This window comes from Paraburkholderia sp. BCC1885 (assembly GCF_900996235.1).
GTDB lineage: Bacteria > Pseudomonadota > Gammaproteobacteria > Burkholderiales > Burkholderiaceae > Paraburkholderia.
The window spans coordinates 1-22,903 of the sequence record NZ_CAAJGM010000234.1; the positions used below are offsets into that span (position 1 = coordinate 1).

Sequence of the window (22,903 nt, forward strand, 5' to 3'; positions counted from 1 at the left end):
ACTCCCGCTTGCGCGTTCGTTTGGTCGTCAAATCCAATCCCAGATTAGCTTGTCTCATGCCCAAATCGTCGCAGTCGACGGCATATTTGGCAACTCAATTCCTGCATGATTTATGCAGACCTTCCTTAACTTCGTAGTGACCTGTGCCCTTTAGTCTGGACAGGGTGCTTACTGGAATTTGTAGATACGCCGCAGCCGCGCGCTCACCGAGAAGGTCTGTTTTCTGAAGGTTGCGTGGCAGTCTGATCTCTCTGGCGTCAGCGATGTATCTGGTGCTTGAGCCTGATCCGACGCGCTGAAGCGGCAATATGCCCTTCCTGTTCCATGATTCGAGCGTACGACGATCCAGGCCGGTACGTTTGGAAAGTTCTGTCAGAGAAATGAATCGACGCTCAGTCGTCTTGGCCGGAGCGAATCTTGCATCAACAATTGAATCGTTTGCATAGGTTAGACCAAATTGAAGGAACTCTTCGTGTAGCCAGTTGAATTCCTTGCGAGCTTCCTGACTGGAGAAGAATTGATCGAGGAACGCTCCATAGCGCCTCCTGAATACGACCGTCTGTTCGGTCCGGGACAGGTCGTTCAGAAACTCATGAAACCCTCGAGGCCAATTCGCCAGCGCCTGAGCAATTCCGTCCGCGATTTCAGGGGAGTCTTCATGTACACCCTTGCGATTAAACGCAGCAAACTTGGGTAGATGCTGGAGCAGTACCCTGAGCGGCATCGTGAGCAGCGCCTGTGCAGGCAATCCCGCCGGTGCGGGATCGGTCATGCGTGCACCCTCGAGCTTTGCCTTCAACACAGCCATCAATGCGACTGTTTGCTCGCTTGCAGGCCGTCGGGATGACTCTGCTAGCGATGCTCCACATTGGCAGACAAGCAGGCCGGGTCGAAACATGGAAAGCGGGTTTCGACAGGCGTCGCATCTGAATAGCAGTTCCTTGCCATGAATCGGACAGGCAACGGCAATGCGCAGATCAAAAAATGCTTCAGCAAAACCTTTCTCCGAGATGCAGTCCGGGCACGCGGCCGGGTGTTTCAGTCTAAGAGGGCGATACCGAAGGCCGCTACCTAGTGAATGACTCAGGATCTTGAAGCCCCTGTCGCCGGATGCGGGCAACGAATACGCAATATCGTCCAGCGCTTCTGGAGCACGACCAAGAATCGGTGCGAACGTCCGGGTGGGAAAGCCAGCGGAACTCATAGCTCCCTGAGCGATCCCGAGCCGATTGAGGATGTTCCACGGACTTTCATATCCATTTGTTTCGGAGACACGGACAACGTAGCCCAGCAGGCTCTCAGTCTCCTTGTGCGAGGGAGTGCGTACCAATATCATGCCGTACTTAGCACTTCAGTGACCTTCACATTTTTTTTGGGGTTGACACGACGTCTTTTCTGAGTGTCATGTTCTAAAGGAACACCAATCATTCGAATTCGTTCAATCAGATCATCGTTAGGCGTTGATTGAAAACTTTTCGTGAACGGATTCGGCAAATCTCGGGGTCCATGCTTTGCCCATACAGCCTCGTCGTGAGCTACCGCAAGATCTCCCAATGTGATCCTTTTTTTGCCAGAGTCCAACGCGTTCCACACCATCTGCCGTAGGAATTTGGTTAAATACCCCATCAAACCTCCCGTCGCACAATAGCAGCGGAAGGCCATATCTGCGTTGTCAAGTTCCGGGAGATCGAAGTATCGGCTCATTGACTCGTGGAACGCACTAAGGATGGCGGTAAACTCTTCGCGATGTTCGTCGATTTTCCATTCAAACCGAGGCATCATGACTGGTGCGCAAAATCGCCCTTCAAGCTGTTCATTTTGTTCAAGAACGGCTTGACACGTGGGGAGGCCAGCGACAATCAGAACACATCGTATTCGATCAACAAGTGTCTTTAACCAGTTGGCGACATCATGTATGACCTTATGTGAACCCTTGTCCACGAAGTGATGGAATTCGTCAATCATGACCATCTGGGTTCCGCATTCATCCATCAACTTTACTAGTCGCCGGGTTTTGGCGTTTTCACTTCCGCTTTCGGAAAGTTCGTCATGCATTCGTTCCAGCATCAACTCCACCAAGCTCTTGACGGTCGGCTTGGCTGGAGTCGTCACACGCAGGATGGGTATGTACAGCCCTTCGCTGTTTCGTATGGAAGGATGGCGTGTCGAGAACTCTTCCATCGCTCGGCTCTTGCCAGTCCGTGTTTCGCCTATCAAAGCGATACATATAGGCTCTCTAGCGCTGTCGGCATATGCAAAACATTGCTCTATTCGCCGCAAGGCACCGTTGAAGGCGGCATGCGGGACAAGGGTGTCTTCGACGATCGTCCTGGGCACAGATTTCTTTTTCATTGTAAATACAGGTAGTTTTAGTGATCTGAATTTGGGTGCCGTTCCCTGTATACCGGTGCAATGCGGCGTTTAGGTGAGGCAGGCTTGGTCGCTGGCGGCGTGGGCTCGAGCGGTACAGATACATCTTTCTGCCCTGAAGGCGGAATGGACGGAGCAGTTGCGGCAGACGCTGGCGCGGATTTAGAATCGTCTTCCGGCGGGGTAGGTGAGGCGTCCATGTTCTTGTACCGTGCGATTTTCGCGCGACTGCGAGTCTTCTTGAACATCAACTCATCTTCGACGATCTGCCTTATGCGCGATTTCGCTTCCAGCCAGGCATGCGGGTCGAAAGTCTCCCACTTGGATGCTGCAAATCGCTTGCAGATTCTGTGCTGATAAAATGACAAGCCGTTCGCGTATTCATATTGCAAACAACGGACCTTGAAGGATTCCGAGTTCGTGGGCGAAATGACTGTAATGTGGCCGAGATCAGACTTGTCCCAGCGTATTTCGACTGGAAACGTGGCGCCATGTCTGCGACGCAATGCTACAAGGTCTGGCGAATTGTAAAAGAGGCCATTCAACTCAATTCCTTTATGGGAAAGAGTCCGCGTTTCGCTTTGGCCCAACAGAAAGTCAAGCCGTGCGGGATTGTCCGGCAGCGGAATGTCATCGTCCCTTATGCTGCTGGACCACATAAGCGACGGAGGTACACCTATTGAGCGATGGGGCTTCTGGTGATACTCGTCCACAATCCAGAGATAGGCGATTTTCTTGAGTGTGCTGTATCGGACAATGGCAAACTTCGATGGGTCATAGTCTTCCTTCTCCAGGATGTTACTAAACGTCGTCCCAGGGACGCCTCGTGAGACACCTTCATTGAAAGTTTTTAGGAATCTTTCAATCTTGCCTTTCAACCATGCTTTCCTGCGTGGCTGGTACGTAATTTCCATACCTAAGGAAAGAGATGCATTCTCCAGACTTATGCTATGGAACTCCTGACCGTTGTCGACGAACAGTTCGATCGGGACGCCATATGCTTCCCATGAGTGCCGAATCTCTGGATACTGCTTAAGTAGTTCGGTTTTGGGCATGAATGCCTGCTTCAGGCATCTTGAGACGGTAAAATAGCTTGGCGGTTCGAAGCTGATATAAAGACCCAATACGCACCGTGTGAAGTCGTCAATGCAGGCCGTGGCAAACGGGCGGCCGAGCGGAAGCATTGTTTCGTCGTCTATGACGACGAGGTTTAGCGGCGTATGGTCTATTTGAGCCCGCTCAAGGGGGGCGGAGGTGGTGCTTTGATTTAGAACAGCGCGGAACATCTTCACGGCCGCATCCCGACCATGGCGTGCCGCATACCGATCGAACGCGGGTATCTCGCTAACCATACGCTTGACCAGGCGACGTGTAGGCAATGGAAGCTGAAGTGATTTCGGCCGAAGATTGTTTTCCTGTTTGACGCGATTCGTGGCTTCATCCAGAGTGTCCTGGATGGTGTTGCGTTCGAGAGTAAGATAGACGGCGTTAATCGCAGCGTCGACGACAGTGGTCACCTCGGAAGGGTAGCGATCTCGCGTGTTGCCTTTCATGCCATCCCGAGATATCAGAGATCTCAGATCCTTTCCAGCTTCAAGGTAGCGACGTTTCCAGCGGTACACGGAAATATAACTTGGTGCGGCATCCGGTTTCTCTATGCGGATCCATAATGCTTTGATGGCGTTTTCAAAGATAGCCTTACTGTTCGGTAGATCAATAACAGCGATGACATAAAGCCGTCGTATTTTTGCCATTTCCAATGCCTCCTCGCTACCGACATTCTCCGGCGAAGAGTTATCCTGAATCTTGCGCGACAGTGGGGGCAACGTATCGACGAAGACAAGCTTGCCAGACTCGTAGAGGCCGTACAGGGCAGTCAGCTTGTACTCGGCGATTCGCTTCGAAAGTTCATCTTCAACCTGCCAGAGATCGTCGTTCAATTTTCTGAGCAAGGTTGCGGTTTTACCATCGATCTTCAGCTGTGTGCCTGCGCGGAATCTGGAAGTGCCCATTTCGCTGATCCTTGCGATGAGTTCGGTGCGGGGATGAAGCGTGTTTGCGGTGCTAATCTGGCGTCTGGATGCAATTGGAGAATGCCTTCCAGAGCAAGCCGAGCCAATATGGCCCTTCCGCGGAGGCCGAGCAGGCCGGTCTGTGCCGCTTCCCACGTTATAAAGCCGACCTTCTCAAGAATGTGACGAACGTGCTCGCGTTCGGTCAAGGTAACAGGCTGACGCCCGTGCCGCAGCAGCATAATTGCCGTAGACAGGCGCGGTTCTCCAGCTAATGTTTCGCTTGTCACTAGACGATGGGTGAAACCAAACCGGGGTAGTTCGTTCTGAAGCAGGCGAGCGAATGCGAGCGTTTCCAATGTTTGTGCGTCAGAATTGGTCCGAATGCTCCAGAGTTCACGCGAGTTGCTTAGTTCGACGAGTACGTCTGGATAGTGCGGGTACATCACACCATTCAACGACATATGAATAAGTAGTGGTTGCTCGTGGAAACTGATAACAGCGGGGTGGGAGTCAAGTAGCCGATAGCTATTCAACTGATCACGCGACCGCCAGTGCACCATCCTGTTCATCTTCCACGATGGATACTTTCCAGTTATCCGAGCGTTAGAACGGCTGATGATCTTGCGAATCGGACTGCTTCCATCTTCGGGAAGTTCTATGGCGATAATTCCATCACGGGGACGTGTTGTGCCAAGTTCCATGGTTGAGGCCATATACGCTGACTGATCCTAGATTTCTCAACGGTGCGGGAGGGTACGCGCCTGGGTGTAGTTTTCGAACCAGTTGTCGAGCTGGCCAAGGACGGTTGCCGCATCGGGCCGGGCATGAGCGTTGACATAATTACGCAGGAATCTGTTGGCGAACGACTCGGCCAGATATTTCTGCCTGGGGCTTGGCAGCGAAAGCACGAGACCAAGGCTTATCGCAAAGTCCACTGTTTCGTGTGAAGTGTTGGCGTGCCCGTTGTCGGAGAGCCATTCGACCGCATGCAGCGCTCGATGATGTCCAAATCTGCGCTTTACACACATGAGCATTAAGTCCCGACAACGAACTCCAAGTAAATACCCGCTGTAGCTGCATGCCGTCCACCCAATGATTTCGCGGTCATCGGCGTCGATAGCGAACGTCACACAAATGCTTTCCCCATTTGTGCAACGCAATTCGAATCCATCCGATATCCAACGCAAATTCGACTCCGGTGCGATGACCTCGCCATCATGCCGATGACCTGATGCTCTATCCGTGAGGCAACGCTGCAGTACATTGGTTTTGTTCATGGGTCAGTGCAGTGGTTTGCAGTTAAGATGCGTTGAGCCAGTCGTCACGTCAAAGACGATTCGCGATGAACGTAGATAAGTCATCCTAAAGTATGCCGAGAAGGATATGCTTGTCAGGGTCCGTCGCTTACGAAATGAACTTCATCGCTCCATGGCAAAGCGATTGATTGTCGACCAAAGCTTCGTTGTTTTCCAGAAGCGCGGGGGAATCAGTTCTCGTTGCTACATTAAATATATGATGAGTTAAATTTTTTTGCAATAAATACTCATTTTCTGTATTTCAATTCTTTTGGAATTATCCGTAAATGTTAGAAATGAATCGTGTAAATCTGTGCCACTCGCCGGACGTTGGAGCGCGGCACAATGCTTGATTCGTAAGTACTTTGGTGGCAGTCGAAAGCCAGGATATGCTGGGCTACGTCCCGGTCTTCACAGCTCGATCGGGTGCCCGAGATGCGTACGCAAGTGACAGGGTTGGCGATGAATCGCGACCGGCACGCTCACATGTGCGGGAACTGCCGTATGTGTTCGCCGATGCAGGGTAAGCGCGAATTTATCAGCACATAGCGCCCGAATTGAGAGCAAGGCAAGCTGTGTCCACTGATTAACAGTGGACACAGCCCATGACTCAGATCGATTCAGATGCGGCGCTTCTCGCCGTTACGCTCGTAGGTCGCGACGGCAAGCGGCGCTACGACTCGCAATCCAAACGCAGGCTTATTGAGGCCTGCCTGCAGCCGGGCGTGTCGGTGGCCGGGTTGGCGCTCAGGGCCGGCGTGAACGCTAACTTGCTGCGCCGGTGGATCAAGCTGCATCAACAACGCAACGGCGTGGCAGCGACGTCGGAAGTTGTCGAGAATGCGCCGCCGCTTGCCGTGCCGTCGGCGTTCGTGCCGGTCGTCGAGATCAGCCGTCGTGAGGTGGTTGAGCACAAGGACGCCGTAAAGGCTTCCGAGCCCACGCGCTCATCGCCCCCGCCCGTGCGCTCGCAGTTGACGGTGGAAATGCCCAACGGCGTGACGCTTCGGCTGGACTGTACCGGACAGGATGCGCCGCTGGTATCGGCGATGATCGAGACACTGGGGCGCTGCGATGTTCAGGCTCGACGCTAAACTCAAGGTGTACGTTCATCGCGAGGCGGTCGACTTCAGGAAGTCGATCAACGGCCTGGCCGCTCTGGTCGAGCAGTCCATGGGGCTGGACCCGTTTGCGCCGGCGCTCTACGCGTTCAGCAACCGGCGACGGGATCGCATCAAGATACTCGGCTGGGGTGGCAACGGCTTCTGGCTGCTGATGAAGCGCCTGGAAGAGGACCGCTTCGTCTGGCCGCGCCGGCAGCAGGTGGTGATGGAACTCTCGACCGAGCAGCTTCATTGGTTACTTGAGGGCATCGACATCGATGCGGTGCGTCGTCATCCTGCGCGGCAGTATCGGCACGCTGGCTGATGTCGTGATGCAACATTCGGGACCGGCGTTACAAATTCGGTAAACCCATTCGCCTCGCGGTTTCGCTATCGTGAGCGTCATGTCAGCACACGATCCCACTGCCGGTCTGCCGTCCGAAGTTCTCGCCTATATCCGCGAACTTGAGGCCCGCAACCAGCAACTCACTCAACGCGTCGAGCAGCTCGAGGAGTTGTTTCGTCTCGCGCAACTCAAGCGCTTCGCCCCGAGCAGCGAGAAACTCAAAGACCGAGTGTTCGACGAAGCCGAGCAGGTGGCCCTGGCTGAACCCGTTGAAGACGATCCGGATGGCGTCTTTGCGCTGCCCGACACGGGCCTGCCAGCCGTAGACGGCTCAGGCCACCAGAAACGGGGGCGCAAGCCGCTGCCGGCTGATCTGCCGCGTACGCGTATCGAGTACGACCTGCCCGAAGATCAGAAGGTCTGTCCGTGCTGCCAGGGTGCGATGCACCGGATGGGTGAGCAGACCTGCGAACAGCTGCATATCGAGGTTAAGGCGTCAGTGCTGCAACACGTGCGCTTCAAGTACGCGTGCCGCCATTGCGAACGCCACGCGGAGCACATGTTAGCGGCGGTGCAAATCCGACACTAAACGGCGGCGCAAGGTTGAGTAAAAGCGTCAACAACCGTGGTCAGTCGTTGGCGCCCATGGTCGAGCGTGCCGGTCGTTAGTCAGAATGGGGCGGCCTCGTTGTCACGAGGAGGGTGAGGGTTTCCAGGAGGCGAGCGCTGTTCGCGCAGCAGTTCGTTGAGCGCAATCTGATAGTGCCCGACGATGCGCTCGCGGAGATCGTCGATAAGTTCGACGACAGCGAGCGCCTGATCAGCAGACCAGTTCTCGGCGATCAGGAACTCGAGCCCGTGGGTGATACCTGAAGGCTGATGAAGGGGCTTCATGGTTTTGTCTTCCCGCCGCGTGCCGCACCGCGCCTGCTTGCCCGCTGCTCGGCGCGTTCACGGGCTTCCTTCACCCGGTATGACTCGCCTTCGATGGCGATGACTTCCGCGCGGTGCACCAGCCGGTCTACCAGCGAGACGACGCACGCGGCGTTTGGAAACACCTCTGACCATTCTGCAAATGGTCGATTGGTTGTCACGACTGTACTCGCGACTCCATACCGGCGGCTGATCAGTTCGAACAGCAGGTCGGCATTGCGATTGGAATAGGACAGGTATCCGAGCTCGTCAATGACGAGCACCGCAGGCGACGTATAGCGGTGCAGCCGCCGGCGTAAGGCCGAGTCACTGTCGAGCGCCGCGAGCTCACCGAGCATCTGGCCGGCGCTCGTGAACAGCGCCGTGTGCCCGTTCACGAGCGCCTGGTAGGCCAGGTTTAGCGCCAGCGTCGACTTGCCCACGCCGTTCGGGCCAATCAGTACTACGTTGGCGTAGTCCCTGACGAACTCGAGCGACATCAGCTCTTCGACCGCGAGCCGGTCGCAGCGCGTAGGCCACGCCCAGTCGAAGTCGCACAGCGGTTTGAAGTTACCCAGATGGGCGTCGCGAATGCGTCGTTCAAGCGAACGGCGGGCACGCTCGTCTTCCTCCCATTGCACGAGCGGTTCGACCCAGTCAGCATTGGCGAGCTCGGGCCAGTGCGTCAGCAGCCCGTACAGGCGCAAGGCGTTTGCGCGGCTTTGCAGATTCTCAGTCGTGCTCATCGTGCACTCCATTGAGCTGATCGTAGATGTCGAGCCGGTGGGGCGTCACCAGCGTGTCCTTGTTGCGCACGTGTTCGGGCAGACTGATGGTCACCGGCGGAGGTGCCTGGCGGGCTTCGCGTCGACGCTCGCGCGCCAGACGGACCGGATTCTGGTGAGGCGCGGCATCGCTGGCGAGCGTTTCCTCAATCGCCGCCTGCAGCTCGGCCGCGCCATAGCGGTCAAGCAGGCGCAGCAGCTGGGCGGTGATGTTGCCCAGATTGGCGCCGCGCTCAGCGGCGCGCAGCATCAGGGTCCGGCTGGCCGGCGCCGCATGGGCCAGATGGTCCAGACCGCGATGGTGGCGCGCTTCGCGTTTGCTGGCGAGGAGCGCGTCCAGATGTGCGGCGATCTCGATCTGCGCGCCACGATCGTAACTGCGCTCATGGGTCGCGAGCAGATCGGCGCCATCGAGAATGCGCACCCGCCCGGGGTCGGCGCGTACCGTGAGCGTGCGGCGCACGTGGGCATGCGGGATCGAGTAGTCGTTCAGATCGAAGCGGACATAAGGCTGTTTGCCGACCGTCACGGCCAGTTGCAGTTCACACGGGTACGGATTCTCCGGCAACGCGAGCAGGCTGGGTTGCTCGCGGGCGAAGGCCTCACGCACGGTGATCGTGGGTTCCTCGCGGCAGGGGCGATCGGCTGCTGGCCCCGCGCACCAGAGTGCGGCCTGGGCGTTCAGATCATCAAGGTCAGTGAATTTGCGCGCGGCAAAGAACGCGTCGCGTACAAACCTGATGGCACGCTCGACGCGCCCCTTCTCGTTGTTATGGGCTCGAGCCCATAACAACGAGTATGGTGTGGTAAAAAAAATGTCTCGGTGCCTCTTAATGACCCTGTATTGCCTGTCAGGTTGACGCGTTCATGGCGACATAATTTCAGGCTGATACTGATATTCCGCTGATCAACATTGGGGAATATCATGTTTGAGACTCTCTTTACGCGTCCGCATGTTCTTGCTGCCCACACGCTCGCGCCCTGCGTGGAATCCAGGAAACGCTTCCTAGTACATTGTCAGGAACTGGGTTATCCGCCTAAGTCGATCCGCAAGATTGCGTGGGTCCTGCTGGTTTTTTCGCAGAGCATGGATCTGTCCCGCCCGCAGTTAATAACGCACGAGGAAATCGCGTTTGCGGTTGACCACCGGATTCGTCTTGTTCGAAGTGAGCGCACGAACGAGTCCCGCAGCTCGCGGCTTCTGTTCATCCATACCGCCACGGCCTGGCTGTGTTTTCTGGGGCGTCTGGAGGAACGGCATCCCACGAGAGAACCATTTGTTCGCTATGTCGAGCACTACGTCGATTTCATGCGCGACCAGCGAGGACTCTCTCCTGCTACGATTTCAAACTGTCGTGATGAGATCGGTCATTTTCTGGCGATGGTCTGCCGCCCTGACAGGGCAATTGATGCTCTCACTATCCACGACGTCGACACCTACCTCGCTTACCAGGGCAACCATGGCTGGTCCAGAGTGTCATTGCACGCGCTTGCGAGCACGCTGCGCAATTTCTTCCGGTATGCAGAAGGACAAGGCTGGGCTACCAACGTTGCGTGCGGCATTGAAGCACCCGTGGTGTATAGGGAGGAGGGTTTGCCGCTCGGGCCAGATTGGGAGGACGTGCAAAGATTCGTCGACAGTTTTGTCGGCGACAGTGCGATCGATCTACGCAACCGTGCAATGATCATGCTGCTGGTTGTCTACGGACTGAGGCGCGGCGAGGTGGTACTGCTCCGTCTGGAGGATATAGACTGGTGCGGCGAGATCCTTCATGTCCATCGTCCCAAGCAGCGTTGCACACAGCAATATCCGCTGGTGGCAACAGTTGGGAATGCCATTCTGCGTTACCTGAAGGAGGCGCGTCCACGAAGCGCTCATCGTGAGCTGTTCCTGTCGGTTGAGGCGCCGATCCGACCGCTGTCACCTGCGCGCGTAAGCGACATTGTCCGATCGCGTCTCGCAGTGCTTGGCATCGACATCCCGCGGCGTGGCGCACATTGCCTGAGGCATGCCAATGCCCGGCACTTACTCGATGCTGGTTTTGCCCTGAAGGAGATCGGCGATCATCTCGGCCATCGCAGCGCTTCGTCGACGAGAACCTATGCGAAGGTTGACCTGAGCGGACTGAGGCGTGTGGCCGAAATCGATCTGGGGAGTTTGCTATGACGCTCTCCGAACTTGTCGCCCAATACGTGAGCCACAAACGGGCGTTGGGCATGCGCTTTGATTCCGAAGCGGCCACGCTTGCCTCATTCTGCCGCCGGGTTGATGGCAACATTGATGTGACGTCGGTCACGCTCAGGCAGGTACATGACTTCCTGACTGGCAACAGGCCGCTGACTAACCATTGGCGCAAGAGAAGGTCGGTACTTGACTGCCTGTTTCGTTTTGCCCTCTCGCGTGGGCATGTCTCGGCTTCTCCACTTTCTCCCTACAGTCCGGAATTGCCGCCACCGCTGATACCCTATATCTATTCGCAGCAGGAATTAAAGCGCCTGCTCGACGTGGCTCCGGCGGCATGCAGTCCATACGGTCTGCTGGATGCATATGTTTTGCGTGCACTCATTCTGATTCTGTATGGGGCTTGCCTGCGCCATGGCGAAGCCTTGCGGCTAACCATGCAGGACGTTAATCTCGACGAAGCCGTCCTGCACGTGCACGAGAGCAAATTCTATAAATCGAGGCTGGTTCCGCTAGGCGCAGATCTGAATAGTGCGATGCGAACCTATGCTCGGCAACGCAACCAGAGATTTGGGCAGGCACCGGTTGCGCCGTTCTTCTGTTTCCGCGATGGTCGCCCTGTGACCCAGAAAGCTGTGTGCAAGGCCTTTCAGCGACAGCGCGTCCTGGCAAACATCCAACCCGAAGGCGGTGCGTCCTGCCAGCCGAGGCTGCATGATTTGCGGCACTCAGGCGCAGTGCACCGGCTAATCGCCTGGTATCGCGGTGGCGTGGAGTTGCAACTGTTGTTACCGCAACTGGCCACCTATCTCGGCCACATCGATCTCGCGAGCACCCAGCGCTACCTCACTCTGACGCCCGAGTTGCTGAATGAAGCGGGCACGCGCTTTGAAACTTACTTCCTTGAGGTGCACCATGAATAACTCATCTTTGCTGGGTCCGTGGATCCGGCGGTTCCTGATCGAGTATTTGGTGGGCGAACGTAACCTTGCCATCAATACGCAAAAAAGTTACCGCGACATGCTCATGCTGTTGCTTCCGTATCTGGCCGCCAAGGTCGACAAACGGATCGATCGCCTGAGCGTGGATGATCTCTCCGCGCAAATGGTCCGCCTGTTCCTGACGCACATGGAAGAACAGCGCCACTGTATGGTCAGCACACGAAATCAGCGGCTCGGCGGCATCCATGCGCTGGCTCGTTTCATCGGCGAACATGCACCGGAATACGTCGACTGGTGGGCACAGATTCATCTGATTCCCGTCAAGAGAACCAGTCGGCCGGAGATCAGCTACCTTAGCAGGCAGGAAATGGACGCCCTGCTTGCAGCCTCTGACATGCATACAGTACAGGGGCAGCGCGAACATGCGTTACTGCTTTTCATGTTTAATTCAGGAGCGCGCGCAAGCGAAGCCGCGCAACTTAGGATTGGCGACATTGACTGGCACACGCGTTCGGCCAGCATCGTCGGCAAAGGGAACAAACATCGCCGCTGCCCGCTCTGGAAATCCACAATCGAGGCGTTGCGCTCACAGACTGAAGGCAGGGCCGCGGCCGAACCTGTGTTCCTCAACCGGTTCCATCAGACGATGACGCGCTCCGGCATTCATGCTCTGGTGAAGCGCTGCGCTATTCGTGCTGCAGCCAGCGCGCCGTCACTCGCCGGCAAGAATGTGCACCCACATGTGATTCGGCATACAACCGCTTCGCTACTACTGCAGGCCGGTGTCGACATCAATACGATACGCGGCTGGCTTGGGCACGTGTCGTTGGAGACGACCAACATCTATGCCGAGATCAATCTGGAAACAAAGGCGCGGGCGCTGGCGACATGCGAAGTGCAAGGCAATGCCGAAGTACAAAAACAATGGCGTGATCAGCCCGACCTGATGGCCTTCCTCCGTACCCTGTAGCCGAATAATATGTGCTGTTCGATTCCCGCAAAGAGGCTGCCTTGGCCTCGTCGGGTATCGACCAGCACATTTTTTTTACCACACCATACTCGTTTCCTCTGGCGATGGCCACGGGACGAGGTTCGTAGTGATGATGCGCGGCGAACGCGAGCAGTTGCGGATTGAAACGGATCGCGTCGCCCTGGCGCTCGAGCACGGCACTGCGCAGATTATCGTATTTGATGATCCTGGGTAATCCGGACCATGCTGCGAAGGCGCCGGCGTGACCCGCCAGGAAGCTGTCCATGCGCGCATCCAGGAATTATGCGAAGCGACGGCTTATGCGAAGTGGGGGCTCCAGCGGAGTTTCCGAGCCCTGTGCAACGCACGATCGATGATGGCGATGCAGCAATGGACTTCGCATTACGTAAGTGGTGTCCTCCAGTGGCAATCCAACCACAGGAGGTTTTATGGATGCACTCGCTTCAATCCGTCCAGCAGCAACTTCATGGCTGCTCCGCAGCAACATCGCCGAACTCGTTCAACCGTTCCGGGAGCGACTGGTGGAGCGTCGCTATGCCAGCAAGGTTGTGCGCTCCTATACGTACTGCCTGGCCCACTTTGCGCATTGGGCGCAGCGACGTCCCGGTGGCGCAATCGCGTCAGTCGAGCGTTTCGAACTCTTCCTTGACCGACATCTCGCCAAGTGCTGTTGTCCGCCAGAGGTGTCTCGTGATCGGGGGCATCATCATGCAGCACTAGCGCATCTGAGGGCACTACTTCACGAGCAAGACATCCCGATCACCGAGGGACGCAATGACATCGTTGACGAGGAGTTGCGGCATTACGACGACTATATGCGCCTGGCAAGAGGGCTCGCTCCGACCACGCGTGCCTTGCGCCTGCGCACCTTGCGGCCATTCATTGAGCAGCGCGTGAGCGCCGATCGAACCGATCTGCTACCGCTTACTGCAGATCATCTGCGCCAGTTCTTCTCCGAGATGCTTCAGCGATGGAGTGTCGCCAGCGCCGGAACGTTGGCCGGCGCGCTGCGCAGCTACCTCCGGTATCGCGCCACACACGGCGACGCTGTGAATCACTTGATCTCGGCGATCGCTCGCCCGCCGAACTGGCGACTGGCACCGTTACCACAAACGCTTACGGCGGCCGAGACGACCAGACTGCTCGGTGCCTTCGGCCCGGGCGTTGCTTCGGCGCGGCGCGGTTACGCGATGGTCCGGTGTCTCGTGGACCTGGGTCTGAGATCCAGCGAAGTCGTTGACCTGAGCCTCGATGACATCGACTGGAAGAGCGGCACCGTGAGGCTGTGCAGGAACAAGTCGCGCCGAGTCGACATACTGCCGCTGCCGCACAGCACAGGAAGTGCGATTGCCTCCTACCTCCAACATGAGCGGCCTTCATGCGCAGGTCGTCACCTTTTCGTGCGCTGTCGAGCCCCGGTGGAGCAACCGGTCGGGGCGGCAACGGTGCGACGTGTCGTTCTCGAGGCTTTTCAACGCTGCGGGCTACCTCCAGTGCGGGCGCACGCGTTGCGCAACACGCTCGCGGAACGCCTGCTCGATCATGGCGGAACGCTCAAGGACGTGGCCGACATCCTGCGTCATCGCGAGCTCAACACCACGATGATCTACGCGAAGGTGAACAATTCCTGCCTTGCTGAAGTTGCCATGCCATGGCCGGGGAGCGCGTCATGAGCATTGACAACACCACCATGCTCGCTACCGTGCAACGGTATCTGGATGAGCGCCGCGGACTCGGTTTCAAGATGCGTTGCGGCAGCGAACTGCTACGATTCGCGCGTTACGCGGATGCCCGTGGCCATCGGGGCCCGTTGACACTCGACCTCCAGCTCGACTGGGCACAAGACGGGGTGCTGGCCTGCGGCCCGGCGACGTGGCACCGGCGGTTGAAGGTCCTGCGGCCGTTTTCGAAGTACTACCGGCAGTTCGAGCCAGAGTCGGTCGTTCCCGATGCTTTCACGTTTGGACGGGGCCATCAACGGCTAGCGCCACACATCTATTTCGAGTACGAGATCGGCGCCTTGCTGCAGGCAGCAGGCCAGCTGACACCGATCGGCAGCCTGCGACCCGTCACGTATCAGACGTTGTTCGGACTGCTTGCGTCGACCGGGATGAGGGTGTCGGAGGCACGCAACCTGCAAGCCGACGACGTCGACTTGCGCAACGGCTGGCTTGTTATTCGGCAGACGAAGTATCGGAAGTCGCGCCGCTTACCCTTGCATGCCAGCGTGGTGCAAGCCTTGCGGGAGTACGAGATCATTCGCGATTGCACCGTGCCACGTACTGCCGGCATGGCCTTCTTCCTGAGTCAGGCAGGAACCCCGCTTACTCAATCGATCGTCAACCACACCTTCGGACTCCTGCGCCGCAAATTGGCCTGGGTGCCTCGCGGTGGGCATCCGATGCCTCGCATCCATGACATGAGGCACACGTTCGCCGTCAGGCGCATGCAACGGTGGCATGAAGACGGCACCACGATGGACCAGTGTCTCTTCTGGCTGTGCACCTACCTCGGCCACGCCAAGATCTCCGACACGTATTGGTACCTGACCGGTACGCCACAGCTCATGGAGCAGGTAGGCATCAAGTTCGAGCGCTTCGCTCTGGGCAAGGAGGCTAACCATGCGTAAGTCAGACCCCGCTTCCTTTCCCGCCCTCGTTCAGGAGTTTTTCACCGAGTACATGACGAACCAGCGGGCGTTGAGTCCACGCACTGTCGCGTCTTACCGGGACTCGTTTAGCCTGCTCCTGGCATTTGCGGAAAGGCGTTTAGGCAAGCCGCCCACGACGCTGCGGCTGGCGGACCTCGACCACCGCTTGATCGCCGAGTTTCTCGATCACCTGGAGCAGGAGCGCGGCAACTGTGTGCGCAGCCGTAACATTCGCCTGGCTGCGATCCGCTCATTCCTGCGGTTCGCCGCGAGGCGCGATGTCACGAGCCTGCACCTGGTCGAACAGGCGCTGGCCGTGCCCATGAAACGCTACGAACGGCCGATGCTGGGATATCTCACTCGCGAGCAGATGCTGGCCATTATCGATGTGCCGGCAACTTCATGGCTTGGTCAGCGTGATCGGCTACTCCTTGCCATGCTGTACAACACCGGGGCACGCGTGTCGGAGATCGTTGGCATTCATGTTGGTGACGTGGTTCTGGGTGAGAGTTCTTGCGTGCACCTGCACGGCAAGGGCCGCAAGCAGCGATCGGTGCCGTTGTGGAAGACAACCGCTCGGGAGGTTCGCGCCTGGTTGCGCATGAATGGCGAACCCGGCGCGAATGCACCGCTGTTACCCACGCGCGACGGCCGGCATATGACCCGCGCAAACGCGGCTCAGCGCCTTCACCTGGCCGCGCGGGACGCAATGGCGCAACGAGGGATAGATCTCCAACCTGACGCTGTATCGCCGCACGCGGTGAGGCATTCCACGGCAATGCACCTGCTCCAGTCTGGCGTTGACATCGGCGTGATCGCGTTGTGGCTTGGCCACGAGAGCTGCGCGACAACCCACATGTATGTGGAGGCGAATCTGACGATGAAGGAACAGGCATTGGCCAAGCTCGAGCCGCCGCAATTCGGACGCAAACGCTACCGACCGCCAGATGCCCTGCTGCGCTTTCTGAAGGGCCTCTGATTATGCGAATCGGCCGACACGTCTTCGGCACAGCGGTGCCGTGTCGGCTGACTTCACTGCTATACAACTTCGCATAAGCCGTCGCTTCGCATAATTCCTGTCATGCACATAAGAGCATGACAGGAAGAAGCGCAGATAGATCTGACGTGACCACGACAGCACCATCACGAAGGCCATCAGGGGCCGGCGCGCACGCCCGATCTGCAGGCGATCGAAATGCGCCCAGTCGCACTCGCCGACTTCCCCAGGCAACGTGCGCAGGCGCAGGTAAGCCTCGGCAACAGGCCGTGGGCGATGCAACGCCACCTGGTGGCGGAAATGGTGGAGGTTGCCCCGGTAGCCGCGCTCGCTGACCATCGCATACAGCCGGCTCGCCGTGAGCGAGGGAAACTTCTTCAGCGTCTCATGGATGAACGGCAGGTAGGCATCGATCTGCGCGGGTCGCAGCACTGCGCCAATGCGTGGCAGGCCAGCCTGTGCGAGCACGCGCTGCACGGTGCCGCGGTGCACGTGCAACTGGCGCGCGATGGTGCCGCAACGCCACTTCTCAACGTGGTAGTAGCGCAGGATCTGCGCCTCGAGTTCGACTCCGATGGTCATGGGTCACCTGTGTAGTGAGTAGCAGTCCGAACGTCACGGAAGACCCGACGGCGAAGTGGACCCAAGCGTAGGAAGCCCGCACAGACGCAGTGGCAGAAGTGGCAATGCTCAGGCACAGGTGTGGTGTGCGTGGATACCGCTGCTGTGGCCGATGTCGTCGAAGTCGGTCTCAGTAAAGCATCGGCGGCAGGCTCAGCGGAACCCTGATGCGTCACTTTATTGTTGCGGCTGCGATAGCGGCGCATCCGTTCGGCGTGCGCAAAGCGACCGTGGCGGGTGCGCTGGTAGCGTTGACCGGCCACACGCATGCTGGTTTGATGGGCGAGCAACGAACAGTCGCCGTCGCAATAGATCTGGCCGCGGTCGCAACGGCGGCAAACGATGACCTGCGCCCGGCAACGGGCGCAGACAAAGAGGCGGGCTGAGCTCGGCACCGGCAATCCCTGTCAATGCCGATGCGATATCGACAGAGCTCATGGGCAGTGCCATACTTGGGCACACCCGCACCCTGTCGTGCGCGTGCTGGGCTCGACACCGGATTGAACTTGGCGGTTTGCGCCGGTGTCGGGCCTGTTTCTTCGGCGGTAAATCCTCTTTTACCGCATCAGGCCTGCTGCGTCACCCCTTCCTGAACCGGCTCCCGCCGGGACGCATCTGCTCTCGCCCTACGGGCTCCTTTCGATGCGTCCCATAACCTCAGCGCCACCCGTATCAGTCATCTCGGATTAGCCCGGAAGACTAGAAAACATTCCGAATTCCTGACTGACGCCGCCGTTTAACGTCGGATTTCGACCGCCGTTCACAGCACACGCCCATCGTGATCGCGCCCATGCCGGCGCAGCCGCTGCCGGGCAGCAACGCAAGTCCGGCGATGATCGCCACGGTGATGACCGCCAAGTACGCGGATGGCACGCCGCTCTACCGCATGGAAGATGCGTTGGGCCGCTCGAACATCGCGGTCAGTCGTGGCACGCTGGCGCACTGGATCATCCGGCCTGCCGAACTGCACCTGTCCCGGCTGTACGAGGCATTGCGCGGCACGCTGCTCGCGCAGTCGCTGATCCATGGCGACGAGACGACGGTGCAGGTGCTCAAGGAGGACGGCAAGACTGCGCAGAGCAAGTCGTACATGTGGGTCTACCGCAGCGCCGAAGCATGTGCCGAGCCGGTGGTGCTGTTTGAATACCAGCCAGGGCGTGGGCAACAGTATCCGCAGGCCTTCCTGAAAGGCTATGCCGGCACGTTAATGACCGATGGCTACAGTGCGTGGCGCACGCTCGAAGGTGTCACGCATCTCGGATGCCTGGCCCATGCGCGCCGGGCGTTTGACGAGGCGTACAAGGCGCTCAAGAAACCCGACGGTCGCGCGCGCAAGGCACTCGAATACTTCAAGGCGCTGTATCAGGTCGAGACCCTCGCACGCGGTAAGTTACCCGAGGGCCAAATCCGTGCCGACTATACATACCGACTACGCCAGACGCACAGCCTGCCACTGCTGGAGGCGTTCAAAATCTGGCTCGATGAGCAGGCGCCACAGGTGCTGCCTGAAAGCCTGACCGGCAAGGCCATCAGCTACACGCGCAATCAATGGGAGTACTTGCGGCGCTACGTCGAGGATGGCCATGCTCCCATCGACAACAACGTGCTCGAGCGCCTATGGATTCGAATCCATAGGCGCTCTTATCCACGTGACCGAATTATGCTGGGCTCCTCCCGAGCCCGTAGCGTACCGCACGCTGCGCTGGTCTGTTGCAGTGCATGGCGGGTTGCTCTTGCTGAACATAATAAATGGTGCTTTTCTGAGAGACTCGATTGTCTCAGAGGAGAGCTACCATGGAAGAGGACCAGCTCGGAGTTCGATCGTGGCAACTGCTCGAAGATAGTGTTCTTGCCGCGAGTCGTCAGGCGTACGTCGGCTACCTTCAAAGTCACGGCTATGCCCTTCACACCATCGGACATTACCTTGCCAGCGTCGCGCACTTTTCGCGCTGGCTCACCAGAAAGCGAATCAGGCTCGATCAGATCGATGAGAATCTGGTACGGCAATTTATCTCCGTGCACTTGCCGAACTGCGACTGTCCCGGCGAAGGAAGTGTGCATTAAATTTCACGCGGGCAGCGCTCAAACATTTGCTTAAGGTGCTTCGCGCGAACGGTTGTATCCGACCACCGCCGCTTCGGTTGCCTGGTACTATCGCCGACGAGTTAAACCGCCTTGACGTTTATCTTGACGAGATCCGTGGTCTTGCCGCGAGCACCCGCCGCAACCACCGCGACTGCGCGTGCGACTTTCTAGTCGATCAATTTGGTGGTCACCGCATTGACATGCGTCGAATCAAACCGGCCGACGTGCTGCATTTCGTCGTCGAGAGGAGTAAGGGCCACACCCCGGCGAGCGCCGGTACCATCGCAAGCAGCGTGCGCGTGTATCTGCGTTTCCGTCAGTTCAGTGGCGACCATACGGAGGCATTAATCGCCGCTGTGCCAAAGGTAGCGGTATGGTCAATGGCTCGCTTGCCCAAATTACTGACGCAAGCCCAACTCGCACAATTCCTAAGTGCTTTCGACACACAGACGGCGTCTGGCCGGCGAGATTACGCCATGGCGCGTTTGCTGGTAGATCTAGGGTTGCGCGTCGGAGAGGTGGCCGCACTGCAACTCGCAGACGTTGATTGGCATGAGGGAACGTTGCGCATCGGGGCAACCAAATGCAAGCGTACGGATCTTTTGCCGCTGCCTGTACAGACCGGGCGCGCGTTGTTCGATTACGTGCGTTTCGGTCGACCCCAGACCTCTAGTCGTGCGCTGTTCGTGCGACATCGAGCCCCGTTCGACCGGCCGGTCACCCCGGCTGTTGTATGCAGCGCGATCCGGCTGGCCTATGCCCGATGCGGTTGGCCGAGCTCGTCCATGGGTACTCATTTACTGCGGCACACCGCAGCCAGTCGCATGCTGGGCAATGGTGCTTCTCTCAAGGACATCGCGGATGTATTGCGCCATCGCAGCATTAATACCACCATGATTTACGCAAAGGTCGATCTCCGCAGACTCGCGGCGGTGGTCTCCCCTTGGCCCGGGAGCAGATCATGAATCACTTGTGTTTGATGACTACCCGGGTAGAGGATTATCTCTATGCCAGGCGGCAACTCGGTTTCAAGCTGAAGAGCCAAGGGACGCAACTACTTGCGTTTGCCCGGTTCGCCGAGAATGGCTGCCACCAGGGCCCGGTAACGTTGGAACTCGCGTTACGCTGGGCCCGGGATTCCGACTCTCCCAAGCCAATTACCGCAGCGAAGCGGATTGAAGTGCTCCGTCCGTTCATCAGGTATCTTCAGCAGTTCGATCCCGCCACACAAGTCCCGCCGACCAAGCTGCTGGGCTCTACCCATCGCCGACCGGCGCCTCATATCTACGGCGATGAGGAAATCGAGGCGCTCTTAGCTGCAGCTGGACAGCTGCGTCCGTCAGGCGGACTACGGCCAGCAACTTACGAAACACTTTTTGGCCTACTTGCCGCTACCGGCATGCGAATTTCGGAAGCGCTGCGACTTGAGCGCGCGGACGTATTGCTTGAGCACGGTATGTTGGTCGTTCGCCAAAGCAAATACCGCAAATCCCGTCTTGTGCCTTTGCATGCGACGACCATCACCGCTCTTCGATGTTACGCGCGACAACGCGACAAGTTTCTCCCGGTCGCAATGGACAACAACTTCTTCCTGTCTCCGTGGGGACGCGCCCTGAAGATCTGGAATGCAGAGGAGACCTTCTGCAACTTGCGCAGACAGCTTGGCTGGATTGCCCGAGGCGATTACCCGGAACCACGTATCCACGATCTTAGGCATACGTTTATCACGAACTGCCTGCTTCGCTGGTATCGACACAAGATCAATGTCGATAACGCAATCGTATCGTTATCCACTTATGTGGGGCATGTTCGCGTCACTGACACCTATTGGTATGTCAGCACCGTCCCTGAACTGATGGCCTCAGTCTCTGAACGCTTCGAACGTTATGCACGGGAGATTTCAAATGACTAGCTCCGATCCAGCAGTACGGTTTTCGACCTTGATTCAACAGTTCTTTATGGACCGTTTGATCGAGCAGCGCAACGTCAGTCCTCGCACTGTGGCCAGCTACCGCGATACCTTCCGGTTGCTGTTCAGCTTCGCGGAGAATGACTTGAACAAGTCACCACATAAGCTCCGGCTAGCCGACTTCAATGCAGAGCTGATTCTTGCTTTCCTCAAATATCTGGAGACTACCCGTCACAACGCGATCCGCAGCCGGAACGCGCGGCTAGCTGCGATCCGGTCTTTTGCTCACTATGCAGCTTTACAGGAGCCTTTGGCGCTGCCGGGGCTTCAGCGTGTGCTGGCCATCCCCATGAAACGCTTCGACAGACCCATGGTCGGGTTCCTCAGTCGAGAAGAAATGCAATGCATCCTTGGAGCTCCTCCTGCAACCAGCTGGTGCGGTCAGCGCGACCAAGTTATGCTGGCTACGCTATACAACACGGGTGCACGGGTCTCTGAACTTACAGCCATGCGTGTCAGGGATGTAGTATTGGACCGCGGCGCCTGCGTGAACCTGCACGGCAAGGGACGAAAGGAACGAACCGTGCCACTGTGGGCTGGTACCGCGAAACAAATTCGGCGCTGGCTACACCAGATTAATCCAGATCCGGATCAATGGCTCTTTCCCAACCGTGCTGGCGGCCAGATGACCCGGTCCGGCGTAACAGATCGACTTAAGCTCGCTGCGACTGGCGCTTCAATCCGCTGTCCGCAACTCAAGACCCGAAGCATCACTCCACATATCGTGAGGCACGCCACGGCCATGCACATGCTTCAAGCTGGTGTAGATGTCACGTTGATTGCCTTGTGGCTTGGCCATGAAAGTACCGCCACCACCCATATGTACATCGAAGCCGATCTCGCCATGAAACAGCGGGCACTGAACTCCATTCAAGCACCGCAATTCAAACAGCACCGGTTTTGTCCGCCGAAAGACATTCTCGCCTTTCTTGACGGACTATGATTATGCTTGCTTCGTGGGTCGCCCTCATTAACCGTACAGCATGAACGTATCGCGTTGCTGAAGCTCCTCAAGAGAGACGTCCGGCCCCAGGGCGGTCGGACGCACGACTGACGTCAAGGCGCAGAAAGTAGGACTCTGCATAATTCGGTTAAGTGGATAAGAACGGGACATCCGGCCATTTACGACCGGAAGAAAAGCGTGGTTGTTCAGTGACACCGTCGCCGGGGCGAAGGCGAGCGCCATCATCTATAGCCTGATGCTCACGTGCCGCGCGTGCAACGTCGAACCGTATACCTATCTGCTTCGCGTGCTGACCGAACTACCGCAGCGTGCAGCGGATGCCGATATCAGCGATCTGTTGCCGTTCAACGTTGCCAAGCCGCGCGACGCATTAGTTCCTGCATGATCTAGCCCTACGCGCCGGCTCATTGCGGTGTGCGTTAATTCGCGCTTACGATGCAGGGGATCGAATCGATAGCCGGGCGGTATCTACATTCATTCTGGTTTGAGAGTTATCGTAAGCGGCTCGGCCCGACCGTTTCGCCATGCTGACTTTTCCAAAGCATGATGAGGGCGTTCAGATCAACGGAGCCAGTCAGCCATGTCGAACGCAGGGGGCGCAGCCCATCCCCGTCGCACGTACGCGCGAAAATTCAAGCAGCAGGTGATCAGAGAGACGTTGGTGCCTGGCATGTCGG

21 protein-coding genes and 5 pseudogenes are annotated in these 22,903 nt (G+C 57.7%); 16 read left to right on the forward strand and 10 right to left on the reverse strand.

Translation table 11 applies throughout. From position 1 onward, the window contains the following. Positions 1-94 precede the first annotated feature (94 nt). The 5 genes from FQ755_RS29650 to FQ755_RS29670 are packed head-to-tail and all read right to left on the reverse strand — an operon-like array spanning position 95 to position 5,662. Positions 95-1,336 carry a TniQ family protein gene (locus FQ755_RS29650; protein WP_144159412.1) on the reverse strand — a complete coding sequence of 414 codons (1,242 nt, stop codon included), beginning with the start codon at positions 1,334-1,336 and terminating at the stop codon, positions 95-97. Then, complete coding sequence (locus FQ755_RS29655; protein ID WP_144159416.1) at positions 1,333-2,352, reverse strand: TniB family NTP-binding protein; 1,020 nt, start codon at positions 2,350-2,352, stop codon at positions 1,333-1,335. The genes FQ755_RS29650 and FQ755_RS29655 overlap by 4 nt, the downstream gene beginning before the upstream one ends. Positions 2,353-2,369: 17 nt before the next feature. Further along, positions 2,370-4,382 carry a Mu transposase C-terminal domain-containing protein gene (locus FQ755_RS29660; RefSeq protein WP_144159419.1) on the reverse strand — a complete coding sequence of 671 codons (2,013 nt, stop codon included), beginning with the start codon at positions 4,380-4,382 and terminating at the stop codon, positions 2,370-2,372. Further along, positions 4,346-5,086 (reverse strand): hypothetical protein, encoded by a 741-nt coding sequence (locus tag FQ755_RS29665; RefSeq protein WP_144159422.1) that lies wholly within the window; start codon positions 5,084-5,086, stop codon positions 4,346-4,348. The genes FQ755_RS29660 and FQ755_RS29665 overlap by 37 nt, the downstream gene beginning before the upstream one ends. Positions 5,087-5,122: 36 nt before the next feature. After that, entirely contained in the window at positions 5,123-5,662 is a 540-nt protein-coding gene (locus FQ755_RS29670; RefSeq protein ID WP_144159425.1) for a DDE-type integrase/transposase/recombinase, read from the reverse strand. A gap of 623 nt (positions 5,663-6,285) precedes the next feature. On the opposite strand from FQ755_RS29670, the gene tnpA reads away from it, so the two are divergent. The 3 genes and pseudogenes from tnpA to FQ755_RS29685 all read left to right on the forward strand — a co-directional run. Next, positions 6,286-6,774 (forward strand): IS66-like element accessory protein TnpA, encoded by a 489-nt coding sequence (tnpA, locus tag FQ755_RS29675; protein WP_144159428.1) that lies wholly within the window; start codon positions 6,286-6,288, stop codon positions 6,772-6,774. Further along, positions 6,755-7,108 (forward strand): IS66 family insertion sequence element accessory protein TnpB, encoded by a 354-nt coding sequence (tnpB, locus tag FQ755_RS29680; protein ID WP_060859133.1) that lies wholly within the window; start codon positions 6,755-6,757, stop codon positions 7,106-7,108. The genes tnpA and tnpB overlap by 20 nt, the downstream gene beginning before the upstream one ends. Positions 7,109-7,187: 79 nt before the next feature. After that, positions 7,188-7,676, forward strand: a pseudogene (locus FQ755_RS29685) (IS66 family transposase zinc-finger binding domain-containing protein); the annotation flags it as partial. A 122-nt stretch (positions 7,677-7,798) separates the two neighbouring features. Here the strand turns inward: FQ755_RS29685 and FQ755_RS29690 are convergent. The 3 genes from FQ755_RS29690 to FQ755_RS29700 are packed head-to-tail and all read right to left on the reverse strand — an operon-like array spanning position 7,799 to position 9,619. After that, positions 7,799-8,023: a hypothetical protein gene (locus tag FQ755_RS29690; RefSeq protein ID WP_090686545.1), complete on the reverse strand. Its 225-nt coding sequence runs from the start codon at positions 8,021-8,023 to the stop codon at positions 7,799-7,801. After that, entirely contained in the window at positions 8,020-8,787 is a 768-nt protein-coding gene (istB, locus tag FQ755_RS29695) for an IS21-like element helper ATPase IstB (protein WP_090696068.1), read from the reverse strand. Before istB ends, FQ755_RS29690 begins: the two co-directional genes overlap by 4 nt. Next, a complete protein-coding gene (locus tag FQ755_RS29700) occupies positions 8,774-9,619 on the reverse strand; it encodes a Mu transposase domain-containing protein (protein WP_260858913.1) in 846 nt (281 codons plus the stop codon). The genes istB and FQ755_RS29700 overlap by 14 nt, the downstream gene beginning before the upstream one ends. A gap of 132 nt (positions 9,620-9,751) precedes the next feature. Between FQ755_RS29700 and FQ755_RS29705 the strand changes: the two genes are divergently transcribed. Genes FQ755_RS29705 through FQ755_RS29715 form a run of 3 tightly spaced genes read left to right on the forward strand, consistent with a single transcriptional unit; the run spans position 9,752 to position 12,919 of the window. Further along, complete coding sequence (locus tag FQ755_RS29705) at positions 9,752-10,993, forward strand: tyrosine-type recombinase/integrase (RefSeq protein WP_260858914.1); 1,242 nt, start codon at positions 9,752-9,754, stop codon at positions 10,991-10,993. Next, the gene (locus tag FQ755_RS29710) at positions 10,990-11,931 is read left to right on the forward strand and encodes a tyrosine-type recombinase/integrase (RefSeq protein WP_144159431.1); all 942 of its coding nucleotides are present in this window, start codon (positions 10,990-10,992) and stop codon (positions 11,929-11,931) included. The genes FQ755_RS29705 and FQ755_RS29710 overlap by 4 nt, the downstream gene beginning before the upstream one ends. After that, positions 11,924-12,919: a tyrosine-type recombinase/integrase gene (locus FQ755_RS29715; RefSeq protein WP_144159434.1), complete on the forward strand. Its 996-nt coding sequence runs from the start codon at positions 11,924-11,926 to the stop codon at positions 12,917-12,919. The genes FQ755_RS29710 and FQ755_RS29715 overlap by 8 nt, the downstream gene beginning before the upstream one ends. A gap of 70 nt (positions 12,920-12,989) precedes the next feature. Here FQ755_RS29715 and FQ755_RS38385 read toward each other — a convergent pair. Continuing rightward, positions 12,990-13,220 (reverse strand): annotated as a pseudogene (locus FQ755_RS38385) (IS21 family transposase); the annotation flags it as partial. Between the two features lie 148 nt (positions 13,221-13,368). Here FQ755_RS38385 and FQ755_RS29725 point away from each other — a divergent pair. Genes FQ755_RS29725 through FQ755_RS29735 form a run of 3 tightly spaced genes read left to right on the forward strand, consistent with a single transcriptional unit; the run spans position 13,369 to position 16,569 of the window. Further along, positions 13,369-14,613, forward strand: coding sequence for a tyrosine-type recombinase/integrase (locus FQ755_RS29725; protein WP_144159438.1), 1,245 nt, complete (start codon positions 13,369-13,371; stop codon positions 14,611-14,613). After that, the gene (locus tag FQ755_RS29730) at positions 14,610-15,569 is read left to right on the forward strand and encodes a tyrosine-type recombinase/integrase (protein WP_144159441.1); all 960 of its coding nucleotides are present in this window, start codon (positions 14,610-14,612) and stop codon (positions 15,567-15,569) included. Before FQ755_RS29725 ends, FQ755_RS29730 begins: the two co-directional genes overlap by 4 nt. Continuing rightward, positions 15,562-16,569 (forward strand): tyrosine-type recombinase/integrase, encoded by a 1,008-nt coding sequence (locus FQ755_RS29735; RefSeq protein WP_144159444.1) that lies wholly within the window; start codon positions 15,562-15,564, stop codon positions 16,567-16,569. Before FQ755_RS29730 ends, FQ755_RS29735 begins: the two co-directional genes overlap by 8 nt. 120 nt (positions 16,570-16,689) lie before the next feature. On the opposite strand, the pseudogene FQ755_RS29740 reads toward FQ755_RS29735, so the two are convergent. After that, positions 16,690-17,169: pseudogene (locus FQ755_RS29740) on the reverse strand (IS21 family transposase); the annotation flags it as partial. Positions 17,170-17,375: 206 nt separating this feature from the next. On the opposite strand from FQ755_RS29740, the gene FQ755_RS29745 reads away from it, so the two are divergent. The 7 genes and pseudogenes from FQ755_RS29745 to FQ755_RS29770 all read left to right on the forward strand — a co-directional run. Further along, positions 17,376-17,594 carry a hypothetical protein gene (locus FQ755_RS29745; protein ID WP_090696066.1) on the forward strand — a complete coding sequence of 73 codons (219 nt, stop codon included), beginning with the start codon at positions 17,376-17,378 and terminating at the stop codon, positions 17,592-17,594. Between the two features lie 365 nt (positions 17,595-17,959). Further along, positions 17,960-18,823: pseudogene (gene tnpC / locus FQ755_RS29750) on the forward strand (IS66 family transposase); the annotation flags it as partial. Positions 18,824-19,002: 179 nt separating this feature from the next. After that, the gene (locus tag FQ755_RS38390) at positions 19,003-19,272 is read left to right on the forward strand and encodes a phage integrase SAM-like domain-containing protein (RefSeq protein WP_260858915.1); all 270 of its coding nucleotides are present in this window, start codon (positions 19,003-19,005) and stop codon (positions 19,270-19,272) included. Positions 19,273-19,349: 77 nt separating this feature from the next. Then, positions 19,350-20,258 (forward strand): site-specific integrase, encoded by a 909-nt coding sequence (locus FQ755_RS29755; RefSeq protein ID WP_260858916.1) that lies wholly within the window; start codon positions 19,350-19,352, stop codon positions 20,256-20,258. Beyond that, positions 20,255-21,205: a tyrosine-type recombinase/integrase gene (locus tag FQ755_RS29760; protein WP_144159447.1), complete on the forward strand. Its 951-nt coding sequence runs from the start codon at positions 20,255-20,257 to the stop codon at positions 21,203-21,205. The genes FQ755_RS29755 and FQ755_RS29760 overlap by 4 nt, the downstream gene beginning before the upstream one ends. Continuing rightward, positions 21,198-22,205 carry a tyrosine-type recombinase/integrase gene (locus FQ755_RS29765; RefSeq protein WP_144159450.1) on the forward strand — a complete coding sequence of 336 codons (1,008 nt, stop codon included), beginning with the start codon at positions 21,198-21,200 and terminating at the stop codon, positions 22,203-22,205. Before FQ755_RS29760 ends, FQ755_RS29765 begins: the two co-directional genes overlap by 8 nt. A gap of 160 nt (positions 22,206-22,365) precedes the next feature. Beyond that, positions 22,366-22,611, forward strand: a pseudogene (locus FQ755_RS29770) (transposase domain-containing protein); the annotation flags it as partial. Between the last annotated feature and the right edge of the window lie 292 nt (positions 22,612-22,903).

Bases quoted from the DNA above. Each gene is read 5' to 3' on its own strand.
- FQ755_RS29650 (WP_144159412.1), bottom strand. From the start codon at position 1,336: ATGATATTGGTACGCACTCCCTCGCACAAGGAGACTGAGAGCCTGCTG.
- FQ755_RS29655 (WP_144159416.1), bottom strand. From the start codon at position 2,352: ATGAAAAAGAAATCTGTGCCCAGGACGATCGTCGAAGACACCCTTGTC.
- FQ755_RS29660 (WP_144159419.1), bottom strand. From the start codon at position 4,382: ATGGGCACTTCCAGATTCCGCGCAGGCACACAGCTGAAGATCGATGGT.
- FQ755_RS29665 (WP_144159422.1), bottom strand. From the start codon at position 5,086: ATGGAACTTGGCACAACACGTCCCCGTGATGGAATTATCGCCATAGAA.
- FQ755_RS29670 (WP_144159425.1), bottom strand. From the start codon at position 5,662: ATGAACAAAACCAATGTACTGCAGCGTTGCCTCACGGATAGAGCATCA.
- tnpA (WP_144159428.1), top strand. From the start codon at position 6,286: ATGACTCAGATCGATTCAGATGCGGCGCTTCTCGCCGTTACGCTCGTA.
- tnpB (WP_060859133.1), top strand. From the start codon at position 6,755: ATGTTCAGGCTCGACGCTAAACTCAAGGTGTACGTTCATCGCGAGGCG.
- FQ755_RS29690 (WP_090686545.1), bottom strand. From the start codon at position 8,023: ATGAAGCCCCTTCATCAGCCTTCAGGTATCACCCACGGGCTCGAGTTC.
- istB (WP_090696068.1), bottom strand. From the start codon at position 8,787: ATGAGCACGACTGAGAATCTGCAAAGCCGCGCAAACGCCTTGCGCCTG.
- FQ755_RS29705 (WP_260858914.1), top strand. From the start codon at position 9,752: ATGTTTGAGACTCTCTTTACGCGTCCGCATGTTCTTGCTGCCCACACG.
- FQ755_RS29710 (WP_144159431.1), top strand. From the start codon at position 10,990: ATGACGCTCTCCGAACTTGTCGCCCAATACGTGAGCCACAAACGGGCG.
- FQ755_RS29715 (WP_144159434.1), top strand. From the start codon at position 11,924: ATGAATAACTCATCTTTGCTGGGTCCGTGGATCCGGCGGTTCCTGATC.
- FQ755_RS29725 (WP_144159438.1), top strand. From the start codon at position 13,369: ATGGATGCACTCGCTTCAATCCGTCCAGCAGCAACTTCATGGCTGCTC.
- FQ755_RS29730 (WP_144159441.1), top strand. From the start codon at position 14,610: ATGAGCATTGACAACACCACCATGCTCGCTACCGTGCAACGGTATCTG.
- FQ755_RS29735 (WP_144159444.1), top strand. From the start codon at position 15,562: ATGCGTAAGTCAGACCCCGCTTCCTTTCCCGCCCTCGTTCAGGAGTTT.
- FQ755_RS29745 (WP_090696066.1), top strand. From the start codon at position 17,376: ATGCGTCACTTTATTGTTGCGGCTGCGATAGCGGCGCATCCGTTCGGC.
- FQ755_RS38390 (WP_260858915.1), top strand. From the start codon at position 19,003: ATGGAAGAGGACCAGCTCGGAGTTCGATCGTGGCAACTGCTCGAAGAT.
- FQ755_RS29760 (WP_144159447.1), top strand. From the start codon at position 20,255: ATGAATCACTTGTGTTTGATGACTACCCGGGTAGAGGATTATCTCTAT.
- FQ755_RS29765 (WP_144159450.1), top strand. From the start codon at position 21,198: ATGACTAGCTCCGATCCAGCAGTACGGTTTTCGACCTTGATTCAACAG.